This is a genomic window from Natrinema altunense (assembly GCF_000731985.1).
GTDB classification, from domain to species: domain Archaea; phylum Halobacteriota; class Halobacteria; order Halobacteriales; family Natrialbaceae; genus Natrinema; species Natrinema altunense.
The window spans coordinates 110,571-124,820 of the sequence record NZ_JNCS01000004.1 but is presented as its reverse complement, the minus strand read 5'-3'; the positions used below and the strand labels follow the sequence as shown (position 1 = coordinate 124,820).

Annotated in this window: 15 protein-coding genes; 3 read left to right on the top strand and 12 right to left on the bottom strand. The window is 66.3% G+C overall.

What is annotated here, in order from left to right; translation table 11 throughout:
- Positions 1-7: 7 nt before the first annotated feature.
- The 6 genes from ALTAJ2_RS09585 to ALTAJ2_RS09560 all read right to left on the bottom strand — a co-directional run bounded on the left by ALTAJ2_RS09585 (position 8) and on the right by ALTAJ2_RS09560 (position 4,698).
- Entirely contained in the window at positions 8-259 is a 252-nt protein-coding gene (locus ALTAJ2_RS09585) for a hypothetical protein (protein ID WP_007109880.1), read from the bottom strand.
- 65 nt (positions 260-324) lie between these two features.
- Positions 325-1,248: a class I SAM-dependent methyltransferase gene (locus ALTAJ2_RS09580; protein WP_007109879.1), complete on the bottom strand. Its 924-nt coding sequence runs from the start codon at positions 1,246-1,248 to the stop codon at positions 325-327.
- 40 nt (positions 1,249-1,288) lie between these two features.
- Positions 1,289-2,365 carry a glycosyltransferase family 4 protein gene (locus tag ALTAJ2_RS09575; protein WP_007109878.1) on the bottom strand — a complete coding sequence of 359 codons (1,077 nt, stop codon included), beginning with the start codon at positions 2,363-2,365 and terminating at the stop codon, positions 1,289-1,291.
- Positions 2,366-2,381: 16 nt separating this feature from the next.
- Positions 2,382-2,759, bottom strand: a complete 378-nt coding sequence (locus tag ALTAJ2_RS09570) for a 6-pyruvoyl trahydropterin synthase family protein (RefSeq protein WP_007109877.1) — start codon at positions 2,757-2,759, stop codon at positions 2,382-2,384.
- A 99-nt stretch (positions 2,760-2,858) separates the two neighbouring features.
- Positions 2,859-3,923, bottom strand: a complete 1,065-nt coding sequence (locus ALTAJ2_RS09565; protein WP_007109876.1) for a zinc-dependent alcohol dehydrogenase — start codon at positions 3,921-3,923, stop codon at positions 2,859-2,861.
- 4 nt (positions 3,924-3,927) lie between these two features.
- Positions 3,928-4,698 carry a GTP cyclohydrolase IIa gene (locus ALTAJ2_RS09560; RefSeq protein WP_049900639.1) on the bottom strand — a complete coding sequence of 257 codons (771 nt, stop codon included), beginning with the start codon at positions 4,696-4,698 and terminating at the stop codon, positions 3,928-3,930.
- A 226-nt stretch (positions 4,699-4,924) separates the two neighbouring features.
- On the opposite strand from ALTAJ2_RS09560, the gene ALTAJ2_RS09555 reads away from it, so the two are divergent.
- Positions 4,925-5,620, top strand: coding sequence for a hypothetical protein (locus ALTAJ2_RS09555; protein WP_007109874.1), 696 nt, complete (start codon positions 4,925-4,927; stop codon positions 5,618-5,620).
- A 184-nt stretch (positions 5,621-5,804) separates the two neighbouring features.
- On the opposite strand, the gene ALTAJ2_RS09550 is transcribed toward ALTAJ2_RS09555, so the two are convergent.
- Positions 5,805-6,056 carry a hypothetical protein gene (locus ALTAJ2_RS09550; protein WP_007109873.1) on the bottom strand — a complete coding sequence of 84 codons (252 nt, stop codon included), beginning with the start codon at positions 6,054-6,056 and terminating at the stop codon, positions 5,805-5,807.
- Between the two features lie 127 nt (positions 6,057-6,183).
- Here ALTAJ2_RS09550 and ALTAJ2_RS09545 point away from each other — a divergent pair, with 127 nt between their 5' ends.
- Positions 6,184-7,314, top strand: coding sequence for an ORC1-type DNA replication protein (locus ALTAJ2_RS09545; protein ID WP_007109872.1), 1,131 nt, complete (start codon positions 6,184-6,186; stop codon positions 7,312-7,314).
- A gap of 114 nt (positions 7,315-7,428) precedes the next feature.
- Here ALTAJ2_RS09545 and ALTAJ2_RS09540 read toward each other — a convergent pair whose 3' ends face one another.
- Positions 7,429-7,698, bottom strand: coding sequence for a DUF7553 family protein (locus tag ALTAJ2_RS09540; protein ID WP_007109871.1), 270 nt, complete (start codon positions 7,696-7,698; stop codon positions 7,429-7,431).
- Between the two features lie 217 nt (positions 7,699-7,915).
- Between ALTAJ2_RS09540 and uvrB the strand changes: the two genes are divergently transcribed.
- Positions 7,916-9,970, top strand: coding sequence for an excinuclease ABC subunit UvrB (gene uvrB, locus ALTAJ2_RS09535; protein ID WP_007109870.1), 2,055 nt, complete (start codon positions 7,916-7,918; stop codon positions 9,968-9,970).
- Between the two features lie 171 nt (positions 9,971-10,141).
- Here uvrB and ALTAJ2_RS09530 read toward each other — a convergent pair whose 3' ends face one another.
- From ALTAJ2_RS09530 to ALTAJ2_RS09515, 4 genes are all read right to left on the bottom strand, one after another.
- On the bottom strand, positions 10,142-11,368 hold the full coding sequence (locus tag ALTAJ2_RS09530; protein ID WP_007109869.1) for a putative manganese transporter: 1,227 nt from the start codon (positions 11,366-11,368) through the stop codon (positions 10,142-10,144).
- A gap of 253 nt (positions 11,369-11,621) precedes the next feature.
- A complete protein-coding gene (gene nrfD / locus ALTAJ2_RS09525) occupies positions 11,622-12,938 on the bottom strand; it encodes an NrfD/PsrC family molybdoenzyme membrane anchor subunit (protein WP_050031458.1) in 1,317 nt (438 codons plus the stop codon).
- A gap of 201 nt (positions 12,939-13,139) precedes the next feature.
- Complete coding sequence (locus ALTAJ2_RS09520; protein ID WP_007109867.1) at positions 13,140-13,622, bottom strand: GNAT family N-acetyltransferase; 483 nt, start codon at positions 13,620-13,622, stop codon at positions 13,140-13,142.
- A 130-nt stretch (positions 13,623-13,752) separates the two neighbouring features.
- Positions 13,753-14,232 (bottom strand): GNAT family N-acetyltransferase, encoded by a 480-nt coding sequence (locus ALTAJ2_RS09515; RefSeq protein WP_007109866.1) that lies wholly within the window; start codon positions 14,230-14,232, stop codon positions 13,753-13,755.
- Between the last annotated feature and the right edge of the window lie 18 nt (positions 14,233-14,250).

The window sequence follows — 14,250 nt, the reverse complement described above, 5'->3', positions numbered from 1 at the left end:
CGGCAGACTACGGGGTCGCCGACGGATGGGGGCTCTCGTCGATCACGTCGAGCGCCCGCTCGACGGCGGCCGCGGCGTCCTCGAACTCGCCTTCGTGCGTCCACTCCCCATCCGGAATGGCGGTGTAGACGTCGAACCCGCCACCGCGGTACTCGTGGCTCTCGACGTACAGTTCCTTTTCGACCGTGCCGTCGTCGACGAGGAGCCAGATGCCCAGTTCCTTGCCGCCCTCGAGATCGCGTCGCCGGGTCCAGTGCATGGCGCTGGCTACGAGGCCGAACGCCGTATAACCAAACCCGGGGTGCCGCTGGCGCGGATCGCTCGCTACGCTGACCCCGGCCACTGCGCGAGGACGTCCAGCTGGTGAGCGAGATAGACGAGGGCTCCCGCGTCGATCTGGTCATGGCGGGCCGCTGCCCACGCGCCCACTCGATCGGCGGCTATTGCCCCGTCGGCCACGAGCGCGGATTCGATGGTGTCGACGATGTGATGGAGGAAGTACGCCTCGTCCCCCTCGTAGCCGCCGTCGGTCGGCCGGACCACCCAATCGGAGCCGCCGGCCGCGACGATCCGGCCGCCGGTCGCCGGAACCGCCGTGAGGAGATGGCGGCCGGCGGTGCTGTCACCGGTCTCGCCGCCGGCCTTCTCGGTCGTGTCCATCCGGCGGTGAAACCGCCGTTCGATGCGATCTTCGAGATCGTCGTCGACCGGCGGCAACAGCGCCGTCACGCCATCGAACGTGATCGGGAAGTAGGCGACCCCGCCCGGGCAAAGCCCGTCGGCGACCGTTTCCAGCGCCGCCCGTACGTCCGTCAGATCGAGGAAGGCCTGGGCGACGACGACATCGTAGGATTCCGCGTGAGCCGCGAGGTGGGCGAGCGCGTCTTCCGCACGGAACTCGACCTCGAACGCCGCTCCGTCGCGGTCGATGCGTACCGGCTCGCCCGAGCGGTCGGAATCACGGTTCCGATCCGCCGCGCGGTCGGCGATGCGGTCCGTCGCGGCGTCGACGAGGGCCGGGTCGGCGTCGATGGCCGTATACCGGACTTCGGTGTCGGGCGTCCACTCGAGGACCGTTTCGATCATCGTCCCCGTCCCGGCACCGATCTCGCAGAGTGCGACGGGCTCGTCGACCGCCGCGAGTGAACGGCGAAACGCCGCCGCGACGCGCCGATTCCGTGCGCGACGGTCGACGGTTCGCTTGGCATCGAGGTAGCGCCGAAACGAGTAGCGGTCAGGCTCGGTCACGCCTCACCCCCCTCGATTCGCGGCGGCGTAACCTCGGGCGTCATGGGGCCACCCTCGCGCCGTCGTGGAGTCGTGTCGTAAACGATGCGATGCGGTCGACGGTGTCGTCCCAGGTCGGATGAGCTTCGTAGGCGTCCCGTGCGGCACCTCCCATCTCGGCGAGGCGCTCGCGATCCGTCGCGAGCGACCCGACTGCCGCCGCCACGGCCCGCGGTTCGCCCGGTGGAACCAGTGTCCCCGTCTTCCCGTCCGTCACGACCTCGCTCGCGCCGCCGGCGGCTGCGGCGACGGCCGGCAGCCCGAACCCCATCCCCTCGAGGTAGACGATGCCGAACCCCTCGTAGCCGGAGGGGACGGCGAGGACATGGCTCTCACGCAGCGTCGACGCCAGCGCCGCGTCGGACTGCCGGCCCGCGATCGTCACCGACTCCGCGACGCCCAGCGCGTCGATCAGCCGGCCGATGCGCCGGGCGTACTCCGGATCGGCCGCCGGGTCGCCGACGACCGTCAGGGTCCACTCGTCGGCCGGGCGAGCGGCCAGTCCCCGGAGCAGCGTGTGGAGCCCCTTCCGTTCGACGAGCGTCCCCACGAAGACGAGTCGCAACGGGCCGGAGTCGTGAGCGCGCGTCCGGATTTTCGCCCGCGTGATATCCGGCTCGACGTGGTCTCCGCCAGGGTACGCGACGACGCCCCGCGTCGGCCCGACGAGCGCCTCGACTGTTTCCCGGGTGGTCTCGCTGTTGTACACGAACGCGTCGACGGTCTCGAGATAGCGCCGCTCGATCGCCCTGTAGAACGCGTTTCGCCACGCTGCCCGGGGCTCCCGACATCGGAGGTGGTGGACGACCGAGACGATCGGCGTGGCATCGTCGTGCCGGCGGTTGTGCCTGATGAGCGACGGATGACAGAGCTCGTCTTGTAATAGCACGTCGACCTCGAGAGCAGCCAGTTCGGTGGCGACTTCTTTGGAGACGTTATCGACCAGATTCATCCCGTAGCGCTGTCTCGGGATCGTGACGACCGTGACCTCGTGGCCCCGGTCGCGAAGCCCCGCCACGAGCCGTCGATCGTAGCGATAGCCGCCGGACGTTTCCTCGAGGCCGTCGTAGACGATCACTCCCAGCCGCATCGAATCAGACGCTCGCGGCGTAGGAGGCGGCCGCCGCGTCCTCTTCCCACGTCGTCACCGCGACGGCGTCGAGGCGGTCGGTCTCGATCCCGTCGGCGACCCGCTCGGCGAAGCACCGCGAGAAGTGCTCCACGCTTGGATTGCGTCCCTCGAACTCCGGGAGGTCGTTGAGCGTCGCGTCCCGGTAGCGGTCGACCAGCGTGTCGACGACCGTTTTGAGGTCGTCGATATCGACGAGGTAGCCGTACTCACCGAGTCGTTCGCCCTCGACCTCGACTTCCACCGTCAGGTGATGGGAGTGGAGGGCTCCCTCGGGACCAGGGTCGGGGACCGTGAGCCAGTGTTGGGCGACGAAATCGCGGGTGACTGTCACCGTATACATACGCCGTCGGACCACGTATGGCAACTAAAACCTGGGGTGGCACGAGGCGATCACGACCCGGCCCGATCCGACGGCGCACAGCCGAGCGGATCGCGAGGATCAGTAGGTCAACAACACCTGCACGGTCTCGTCCGGACGCTCGTCCAGCAGTTCGTAGGCCTTCGGGGCGTCCGCGATCGGGACGCGGTGGGTGACCAGTCGGTCGGTCTCGAGGCCCTCGAGACGTCGCCACGCGGTCGCCAGCCGGCGCGCCACGGTCCAGCGCCCGCGCCGTTCCGGGGCGATGGTGCTTACCTGGCTGCTGATCAGCCGGATTCGGCTCCGGTGGAACCGCCCGTCGAGCGAGAGTTCGGCCGTCTTGGTCCCGTACCACGACCCGACGACGACGCGGCCTCCGTACCCGGTCGCATCGACGGCGGCGTCGAGTGCCGCGGGATCGCCCGAAAGTTCGTAAGTCAGGTCCGCCCGACGCGGGGACTGCCCCTGTTCGGTCCGTCCGGACGGCGACCCCGGTCGGTCGGGCGCTGTCGGCCGTTCGTGGAGCGCCGCGATCGGGTCCGGTCCGTCGGGCTCGAGACTCCGGTCCGCCCCGAACGCCGCCGAGAGCCGCCGTCGCTCCTCGTAGCAGTCCACGGTCACGAGCGACGAGAGCGGCGTTTCGGCCAGCAGTGCCGTCGTCAACAGTCCCACGACGCCCTGGCCGAACACGACCGCCCGCTCGCCGATGCGCGGCCCGCCGTCGAGAACCAGGTTGACCGCCGTCTCGATGTTCGGGAGAAACGCCGCCGCCGCGGGCGACACGTCGGCCGGCACGACGCTTACCTCGTCGACTCCGACGACGAACTCGCTGGCGTGGGGATGGAAGGCGAGCACCGTCTCGCCGCGCCACGCTGGGTCCACGTCCGCGCCGACGGCGGTCACCGTCCCGACGACCGCGTAGCCGTACGGAAACGGGTAGGAGAACGATCCCGACAGCGCCTCGAGCGTCTCGTCCGCGGCGATCTCCGGGTTCATTTCGCCGCGGTAGAGTAACAGCTCCGTCCCGGAGCTGATGGCCGATACCGTCGCCGTCACCTCGAGTTCGTTCGGGCCGGGGTCGGGGACCGCCGTTTCCCGAACGTCGACCTCGCGAGGACCCGTGAAGTACACCGACTGGGCCGACATCGGATTACGCCCTCCCCGCGCTCTCACCGGTACCGATTTCGACGCGCGTCCCTCGGTTCCGGCAGCGCTCGAGCGCCTCCTTGGCCGCCATTCCGGCGTCGCCGGCCGTGAGATCGCGGCCGACGCCGACTTTGAGTTCGATCCCCGCCGCCTCCTCGACGTGCTCGATCGTCTCGGCGAACGCCGCCCGGTCGAGGCCGGGGGTTACCGAGATGACGTTGTCACCGCCGATGAAAAACGACAGCGAGTCGTGGGCGTCGTACATATACTCGAGCAGCGCCGAATACCCGCGGTCGATGTGTCGGAACACGTCGAACGCGTTGAGTTCGTCGGTGTACTGGCCCGTCGCGTCGTTGACGTCGAAGTGGGCGATCTGGACCGTCCCGTCCTCGCACAGCGGCTCGCCGCGCAGGATTTCGGTCCGGTCGCTGTCCTGGGCACTCCCGGCCGCCTGGAGCGTCGCCGTCGCCTCGCCGACCGCCTCCCGCGGCGAGGACCCCGTGGCGACACCGAGGCTCACCGTCACGGGATAGCGGTTGCGGACGGCGGCCTGAATACGTCGGTGACCCGACAGGTCGATCCCGTTGGTGACGGCGATCATGTTGTCGAATCGCGTGGAAAACACGTAGCCGCCGTCATGGGCGACGAGTTGTGAGAGGTCCGCGTACAGCCGGGACTGGAGCGTCTGCAGGTCCGGCTCCCGTCTCGGCGTTGGCGACACCGTCCACGGCCCGTAGTTGTCGATCTGGATCAACGTTACCTGCGTTTCAGTCACGGTCACTCCCCCCCGTACCATGTCCATCGACATAATGTGTGGGCGCTCTCGTAGCGACTGTAATCACTGCACACCCGCTCGCACGACGAGTGTGCGATCAGTGCGTGACTCGGTTCGGTTGCGCCGCTAGCCGACTCCCCGTCCTCGCCGTGTCCGTTCGGGAGCGCGATCGGTCCCAGCCCCAGCTATATACCGTTCATCATCGTAGCGGTCTCCGGATCGGCTCGTGTCTCGTACAGACGCCTCGAGCGACATTCCCACCCCGGAGTCGCCGCCACCGGAACGCCGACCGCCCGTCCGGGTCTCCGAGGAGCGCGTGCTTCGGGACTGGCTCGCCCGGGAGATCCAACGCGACGCAGGTGCCGTCGATTCGGGGACAGTGCCGACGGACGCGACGGCGCTGCTCGACGCGCTCCTCTCGGCGAAGCCAGGGGCGGCCGCGTTCCTCTGGCGCGAGCAACCGATCCGGTGGTACCGACTCGTCCTCGATCGGGATCGGTTCGTCGATCTCCGGCCGGCAGACGGGCCGGACGACCTCCTGTGGCGGGACGTCTCCACGGACGGCACCCTCTTCGGCGTGGCAGAGCGGGTCCACACCGAGGGGATCGGTCCGCTCGAAGCGGCGGGTATCGACGCCGAGGCGATCGGAACCTACCGCGACGATCTGGCCGCCGGAACGCGGCTCGACCCGCTGATCGTCCGGACCAGACGCGGCGCAACCCCGTGGTTCGTCGCCGACGGGAACCATCGGGCGACGGCGGCGGCGCTACACGCCCTCGAAACCGGCCGTTACGACCCCATGCCGACGTACGTCGCGGTCACCGCGAACCCGGTTCTCGAGCCGATAGTCGACCGTGTTCGGGGCCTGCTCCAGCGACTGGCGGGTCGCTCGATCGCCCGGTGCGGTCGCCGAGGGCCCTGACGCTGCGTGTCGGGGAGCTGGCGGGAAACGATCGTGCGATGTTCCGTCTTCCTCGGCGACGGTCGGCCCAGCATGGCTACTCGTGCGTCTCGACCTGTTCAATCCGACATCGTCCGACCGGCGTCGCTTCGTCCGCGTTCGCGACCCGCTGTCGTCACTCGTGTCACTGTCGAACCAGCCGGTGTCACAACGACTCGCCGCCGTCCTGCTCCTCCAAGACCGCGGCGAGTTCGTCCGCGTAGTCCGCGATCGCCGCCACCGTCTCGTCGTCCTGTAGCACGAACGCTTCCTTCATCTTATCAGGCATCTCGTCGGGTGGGAGGTACGCTTCGCCTCGAGCGTAGTCGGCGGTGCCCCGCAGAGTCTCCGGAGAGAGATCGTCAAAGTGCTCGATCAAGAAGTCCGGGATCGCATCCGGTGGAGTCAATACTGCCATTTGGTACCGTGATGAATATACTGATTAGTAAGTATTGCGGCTGTGTAAAAACCCAACACACGGCACAGGACGTTGCAGTTGTGAGTTCACCGAAGGGTTAAGACGCTGCGGAAGCAGGGTGAAAGTGATGGGAGACGACCCCGAGGAGGGGATGTTGTCGTGGGACGAATCCGTGTTCAGAAACGAGCACGTCTTCGAAATCGACTACGTTCCCGAGACGTTCAAGCACCGCGAGGGCCAGACCCAGAGTCTGACGTACGCGCTGCGCCCGGCGGTGCGGGGATCGCGGCCGTTGAACGTCGTGGTTCGCGGTCCGCCCGGAACCGGGAAGACGACGGCGATCCAGAAGCTGTTCGACGAGGTCGGTGCCCAGACGAGCGAGGTTCGGACGATCCGGGTCAACTGTCAGGTCAACGCCACCCGCTACTCGGTGTTCTCCCGGCTGTTCGAGGGGACGTTCGACTACGAGCCTCCTTCCTCGGGGATCTCGTTCAAGAAGCTGTTCGGTCAGATCGCCGAGAAACTCGTCGAGGAGGACAAGGTACTGGTCGTCGCCTTGGACGACATCAACTACCTCTTCTACGAGAACGAGGCCTCGGACACGCTCTACTCGCTTCTGCGCGCCCACGAGGAGTATCCCGGCGCGAAGATCGGCGTCGTCGTGGTCTCCTCCGACCCCGCACTCGATGTGATCGACGACCTCGACTCCCGGGTCCAGAGCGTCTTCCGCCCGGAGGACGTCTACTTCCCGGTCTATGACCAGCCCGAAATCGTCGACATCCTCGCCGAGCGCGTCACGCGCGGCTTCAACGACGGCGTCATCGATCGGGACACGCTCGAGTACGTCGCCGAACTCACCGCCGAGAGCGGTGATCTCCGGGTCGGAATCGATCTGTTGCGCCGCGCCGGGCTGAACGCGGAGATGCGGGCCAGCCGCACCGTCGAACGCCAGGACGTCGAAGACGCCTACGAGAAGTCCAAGTACATCAACCTCTCGCGGAGCCTTTCCGGGCTCACCGACACCGAGCGGACGCTGCTCGAGGTCATCGCCGAACACGACGGCGAACAGGCCGGCGAGGTCTACGACGCCTTCCACGAGCGGACCGATCTGGGCTACACCCGTTACTCCGAGATCGTCAACAAACTCGACCAGCTCGGACTCATCGACGCCGACTACGCGGACGTCGACGGACGGGGCCGCTCGCGGTCGCTCACGTTGTCCTACGAAAAAGCGGCGGTACTGGAGCGCCTCGAGTGAGTCGCCGGTCAGTAGTCGACAGCAACACCGGGTGACGGCCGTCGCCCCTCCCAATCAGTACGACCGCATCGCGGTATCGGTTGCCCCTCGACCGCGATGGACGCGGGGAGGTGCTTAGGCCTGATCGACCTGTTCGCGGTAGTCCTCGACCGTTTCGATCGCCGCCTCGAGTCTGTCTTCGGTGGTGCCGTCAGCCCGCTTGCGGGCCTGTCGGAGCGTATTGAGCCGTTCGTCGAGGATGGCGTGATCGGGCGTGGTCTCGCCGCTCACGTAGTCGGCGAACGCGTCGGTCGTTTCACGGATGTCCTCTCGGACATCGTCATCGTCCGCCGATTTCGCCGCCTCTTCGAGGTCGTCGCGAGCCCGTTGGAGTTGCGCCGTCATATCGGATGCCACTCCGGGCCGATGCATAACGGTTGGGCGGGCAGTGGCCACGTCCGGACGCGATCGAGGCGGTTGGCGGCTGCTCTCGCGTCTCGAGGCGACCGCGCCGCCACGGTCACGTTCGGAGCGGTCGTCGTCGACGAATCGTCCTCTCGAGTCCGAACCCGACTTCGCGCAATGCGAGCGCGTAAAGTGGTTCGAACCCGTGAGTCCGATAATGAGTGACGCGCAAGGGCCCCTCCAGCCGGACCGTCCGGATGTCGATCGCCCGTTCCGGGTCGACGCTCCCTTCGAGCCCGCGGGGGATCAACCCGCGGCGATCGAACGGCTAGTCGACGGCTTTCGGTCGGGGATGGACAAGCAGACCCTGCTCGGGGTGACCGGGTCGGGTAAGACCAACACCGTCTCGTGGGTGGTCGAGGAGATTCAAAAGCCGACGCTGGTTATCGCCCACAACAAGACGCTTGCGGCCCAACTCTACGAGGAGTTCCGCTCCCTGTTTCCGGACAACGCCGTCGAGTACTTCGTGTCCTACTACGACTACTACCAGCCCGAGGCCTACGTCGAGCAGAGCGACACCTACATCGACAAGGACGCCTCGATCAACGACGAGATCGACCGCCTCCGCCACTCCGCCACGCGGTCGCTGCTGACCCGCGAGGACGTCATCGTCGTCGCCTCCGTCTCCGCGATCTACGGTCTCGGTGATCCGCGCAACTACATCGACATGTCGCTGCGGCTCGAGGTCGGCGAGGAGATCGGCCGCGACGAACTGCTGGCCCAACTGGTGGACCTGAACTACGAGCGCAACGACGTCGACTTCACCCAGGGCACGTTTCGGGTACGGGGTGACACTATCGAGATCTACCCGATGTACGGCCGCTACGCCGTCCGGGTCGAACTCTGGGGCGACGAGATCGACCGCATGGTCAAGGTCGACCCGCTCGAGGGAAAGACACAGGGCGACCAGCAGGCAGTCCTGATCCACCCCGCTGAGCACTACTCGATTCCGGAGACGACACTCGAGGAGGCGATGGACGAGATCCGGGACGATCTGGAGTCTCGCATCTCGTACTTCGAGCGCACAGGCGACATGATCGCCGCCCAGCGCATCGAGGAGCGGACGACGTTCGACCTCGAGATGATGCAGGAGACGGGCTACTGTTCGGGGATCGAGAACTATTCGGTCTACCTCTCGGATCGCGACTCCGGCGACGCGCCGTACACGCTGTTGGACTACTTCCCCGACGACTTCCTGACCGTGGTCGACGAGTCCCACGTCACGCTGCCGCAGGTCCGCGGGCAGTACGCCGGCGACAAGTCCCGCAAGGACTCGCTGGTCGAGAACGGGTTCCGGCTGCCGACGGCGTACGACAACCGGCCGCTGACCTTCGAGGAGTTCGAGGAGAAAACCGACCAGACGCTGTACGTCAGCGCCACGCCGGGCGACTACGAGCGCGAGGCAAGCGGTCGGATCGTCGAGCAGATCGTTCGGCCAACCCACCTCGTCGATCCGGCGATCGAGGTTTCGGACGCGACCGGTCAGGTCGACGACCTCATGGATCGCATCGACGACCGGATCGATCGCGACGAGCGCACGCTCGTGACGACGCTGACCAAACGGATGGCCGAGGACCTCACCGAATATCTCGAGGAGGCCGGGGTCGACGTGGCCTACATGCACGACGAGACGGACACGCTCGAGCGCCACGAGATCATCCGTTCTCTTCGGTTAGGGGAGATCGACGTACTCGTCGGGATCAACCTCCTGCGGGAGGGGCTGGACATTCCAGAGGTGTCGCTGGTCGCGATTCTGGACGCCGATCAGGAGGGCTTTTTGCGGAGCGAAACGACGCTGGTCCAGACGATGGGCCGGGCCGCCCGGAACGTCAACGGCGAGGTCGTCCTCTACGCCGACGACCCCTCGAACGCCATGGAGTCCGCCATCGAGGAAACCCAGCGCCGCCGCCGGATCCAACAGGAATACAACGAGGAACACGGCCTCGAGCCCACGACGATCGAGAAGGAGATCGGCGAGACCAACCTGCCCGGGTCGAAGACCGATACCTCGGAGGTCTCCGGCCGGGAACTCGAGGACGAGGCCGACGCCGCCCGCTACATCGACGAACTCGAGGACCAGATGCAGGAGGCGGCGAACAACCTCGAGTTCGAACTGGCGGCCGATATTCGCGACCGGATTCGGGAGGTGCGCGAGGAGTTCGAACTCGAGGGCGGAGACGAGGGGATCGCGCCGCCGACCGAGGAGTTCTGAACGGAACTCGGTCGCCGTTGTCGAGGTGGTCGCGTTCGATTCATCAGATCGTGTTCTGAAGAACAGCGTGTCCTGCTATCGTAGTAACAGGGAACACCTAGGCGTTCCCAGGCGATTCGCAGCAAACCGTAGCTCCGGGCACGACGCCGATCGGCCGCTATCGTACCGGGTTCACAGCACCCCGAACCCGAACTCCGCCATACCGAAGACCGGCCCCCACAGGAAGTGGAGCGCGACGCCGACGACGACGGCGGGCAGGAAGTTGTAGATCGTCGCGACGATGGCGGCCTTGGCGTCGACGGCCAGCAGCGGGAACAGGGCATCGCCGTCCTGACAGATCGCGTTCGCGGTCAGCGCGGAAAACGGCAGTCCGCCCTCGGCGTAGACGCTCGCCAGCAGGATCTGCGGGCCACAGCCGGGAATCAGCCCGACCGCCGCGCCGCCGATCGGGGCGAGGACGCCCGCCGTCGCCGCGAGGGTCGCGACGTTCACCCCGCTGAGGAGGACGAAATACTCGTAGACGAGGAAGGCCACGAGCACCCAGACGGTGACGAAACTCGTTTCCATCGCCGCGTGGGTGAGCGTATCGTAAGCCGACGCGAAGGAGTCTCGAGCCCGGGCGATTTCTCCCTCGCCGACGTAGTGGCGGCCGACCGCGTAGAGATACAGCGACAGCACCGCGCCGACGATGCCGGTGACGGTAAACAGGCCGTCGAAGCCGAAGTCGGCGACCAGCGCGACCTCGGGACCGCCGCGGAGCAGGTAGAGCGTTCCGAGGACGAGCCCCGAGACGGCGGTGACCCACCACAGGACGTGTGCGAAATGGGAGAGCGGGGTGAGTACTCGCGAGTGGCGATCGGGGCCGCTCTCGTGGGCGTGGGTCGGTGCGGGGCCGCCGTAGTCGTGGGCGGGGTTCGGCCTGATACCCCCGTCGACCGCGGTGCCGCCGTCCGGCGTCGCGGTGGGCGAGAGTTGTGCGACGGCGGCGTCGACGCGGGAAACGCCGAGCCCGACGGAGTCGACGAGGTAGCCGGTCGCGACCGAGGCCGCGAAGGCGATGGCGTAGGCATACACCGCGGCCTCGGGTGCGAGCGCGAGGATGACGAACGCCGAATCGCCCGCAGTCGCGCCGAGCGTCGCGACGACGGTCCCGAAGCTGACCGTCCCGCGGACGTACAGCGGCATCACGACGATCGCGCCGCCACAGCCGGGTGTCAGTCCGAGGATTCCGCCGAACAGCACCTGTAATCGCTCGTTGCCCTCGATCGCGCCGATCACCGCGCCGTCGGTCCAGTACTGGAGCAGGCCGAACGCCAGCACCGTGACTGCGACGAACGCGCTCACTTGAACGTAGCCGTCCCGTAACGACTCGAGGAGGACCACGAGGAGTTCGTTCATTGGGCATCACTCGATACTCGAGTCCGATCGAACCGAGATTTAGACATCTCTAAAAATAGGTTTAGTAGCATAAGGTAAATAGTTGCTGGTGATGACGGTCGCGGGCGGATTCGGGCTAAGTAGTCGCTTCGAGCGGACGAGGACACCGAAGCCGATCGGCGAGGCGTGGATTATCGGGACAGGCGTACTGTAGTATTGGAGGGAGTGGACCGGGTGGTGTTTGCGACCTGCTCGAGTCGGAATCGGTCCGTCGCTACTCGTGCTCGTCGCGCAGGTGTTCGATCGCGTGGAGTTCGACCACCGGGACGACCTTGGACACGGTGAGGAAGAGGAGCGTCACCATGCCGATGGTCCCGATGATCGACAGGATCTCGATCAGACTCGGGATGTAGGTGCCGGGCGTCGCGGCGTAGATGTCGAAGGTCGGGTGAAGGAATCCCTCGACGACGAACAGCACCTTCTCCATGATCGTCGCGGTGAGGACGGCGAATCCGGAGACGACGGCCCGCTTCTTGGTGAACAGCGACGGCCGGATCGACTGCGCGAAGATGTACGATAGCGTCAGGAAGACCAGCGACATCGAGGTGAGATAGATCGGGCTGGTAGCTCGGGCGACGGCGGCGTGGGTCAGGTCCACGGGGGCCTGAAACAGGCCGGTGATGTTCTGCTGGAGTTGGAGCCACAGGAAGAGCAGACAGAAAAAGCCCAGCCACAGGAGCAATCCGCGGAAGATGTCGTCGGTGAAAATGTGATCCCAGTCGTAGGCGGCCCGGAACGAATAGGCGAGGATGATCACCCCGCTGATGGCCGAGGTGAGCGCGATGGTGAGGAACTGCGGTCCCTGGACGCCGCCGAACCAGGTCGGCATCGTCGGGATCACCGAGAAGAGCCACGGGATAACCCCGCCGTGGAGCAACAGCGGGGCCATGATGATGATCGCCAGCGCGAGCCACCAGACCATCCGTTCGACGACGCGGTCTTCCGTCTCGGTGTAGCCGATCGTCAGAACGCTGTACAGCGGCCCGAGACGGTCGGGGAGCTGGTCACGCAGTCGGCTGATATCGTAGCGCAGCGTCAGCGACAGATAGGTCGCCGTCAACACGAAGTAGGCCGTGATGACGGTCACGTCCCATACCAACGGCGAAGCGTGAACCGTGATATGATAGTGGCCGATGACGCTCGTGACCATCCGGTCCGGCCGGCCGAGGTGGACGATAATATAGAAGCCCGCCGCGGAGAGGCCGCCGATAGTCAGCAACTCCGCGAGTCGCGCCACGGGCATGTACCGGTCCATTCCAAGGAGCCTGACCGCTGCCGAGAGGATGATCCCGCCGTGGGCGATGCCGACCCACCAGATGAACGCGCCGATGTACACCCCCCAGGTCACGCCGCCGCCGCTGCCCCAGTCGCCGAGGGCGGTGACGGCCAACCCCTGCTGGAGTTGGTAGGCCCACCCGATCAGGAAAGCGACGAGCGCCAGCCCCGCGATCCCGACCATCGCGACGTACGTTTTCGACACTGCTCCGATCGGCCGCAAGATGTCGGCCTCGCTCGGCGTTTTCGTCCCCATCGTGCTACGGTGGAACACATCGGCCGCTCACTTGCGTCCGTGCACTGAATTTGCAAGGTCGAGGTCGCCGCCGAACGATCGCTTACATTCGTGCCCGAGCGCGCCGCCCCCTCCACCCCCGAACGACGTCTCCGAATCCGCCGCCGGTATCCAATCCCGTGCGCCGGTGCCCGTCGAGTCGACCCGCTCGGTACGGCGGGTTCACAATTCGAGCGTGTAGACCACTTCCCGCCGCTGTTCGCCGCCGATCTCGACCTCGTCCTCGTCCGTCGGCTCGAACCCGTGTGCCTCGTAGAACTCCCGACCTCCCTCGTTCGAGGCGAGGTCGATCGCCCGCATCCGTTCCATGTTGAAGTCCCGCAGGTCCTCGCGGAGCCGTTCGTACAGCGCCGTCCCGATCCCTTCGCCCTGGTAGGCCGGATGCACGGACATGCGGAGGACATCACCTTCGTCCACGGTGACGACGCCGTGGGTGAAGCCGACGACCTCCCCGTCAATCTCGGCGACGAGGAAGGCGGTACCCGGCTTCGAGAGCGCCGTCTCGAGCGCTTCGTCGCCGTACCACTCGTCGATGGTCCGATCGATGGTCTCGCCGTCGAGTTCGTCGTAGGTATCGTGCCACGTTTCGCGGGCGACGCTCCTGATCCGTTCGCGGTCGTCGCGGTTGGCCGGTCTGATCTCCATACTGGATGGTACGTCATCGATTACCAAAGTAATTCCACCGTCTCAGTTAGGTGCCGTCCGGCGGGTCCGGGACGACTCCCCACGGTGCGTCGAGTTGCCGGTCCGCGACGGCACGATCCGCCGGGGCCGGTCAGTCGATTTCGAGCGTGTAGACAGCTTCGGGGTAGTACTCACCGTCGATCTCGACGGTGCCCTCGTCGGTCCGCTGGAAGCCCAACCCCTCGTAGAAGGTGCGACTCGTGTCGTTGAACGCGAAGTCGAACGCGCGAACCCGCTCGGCGTCGGTCGTCTCGAGGGTCGCCATCAGTCGCTCGTGGAGTTCGCTCCCGATCCCCTCACCCTGGTGATCGGGGTGAACGTACATTCGGAGGATGTCGGCGGTCTCGCCCTGGGCGACCGCGTGGGTGAACCCGACGAGGTCGCCCGCCCGTTCGGCGACGAACACGACCGTCGAGGAGGCCTCGAGCGGCATCGAATCGTCGGTGTACCAGGTATCCACGGTCCGGTCGATCACGTCCGCCTCGAGTTCGTCGTAAGTATCGTGCCAGGTGGCGCGAGCGACGGCCGTGATCGCCTCGAAGTCCTCGGCCGTCGCGGATCGAACGTTCATACCTCATTATTGAACGTG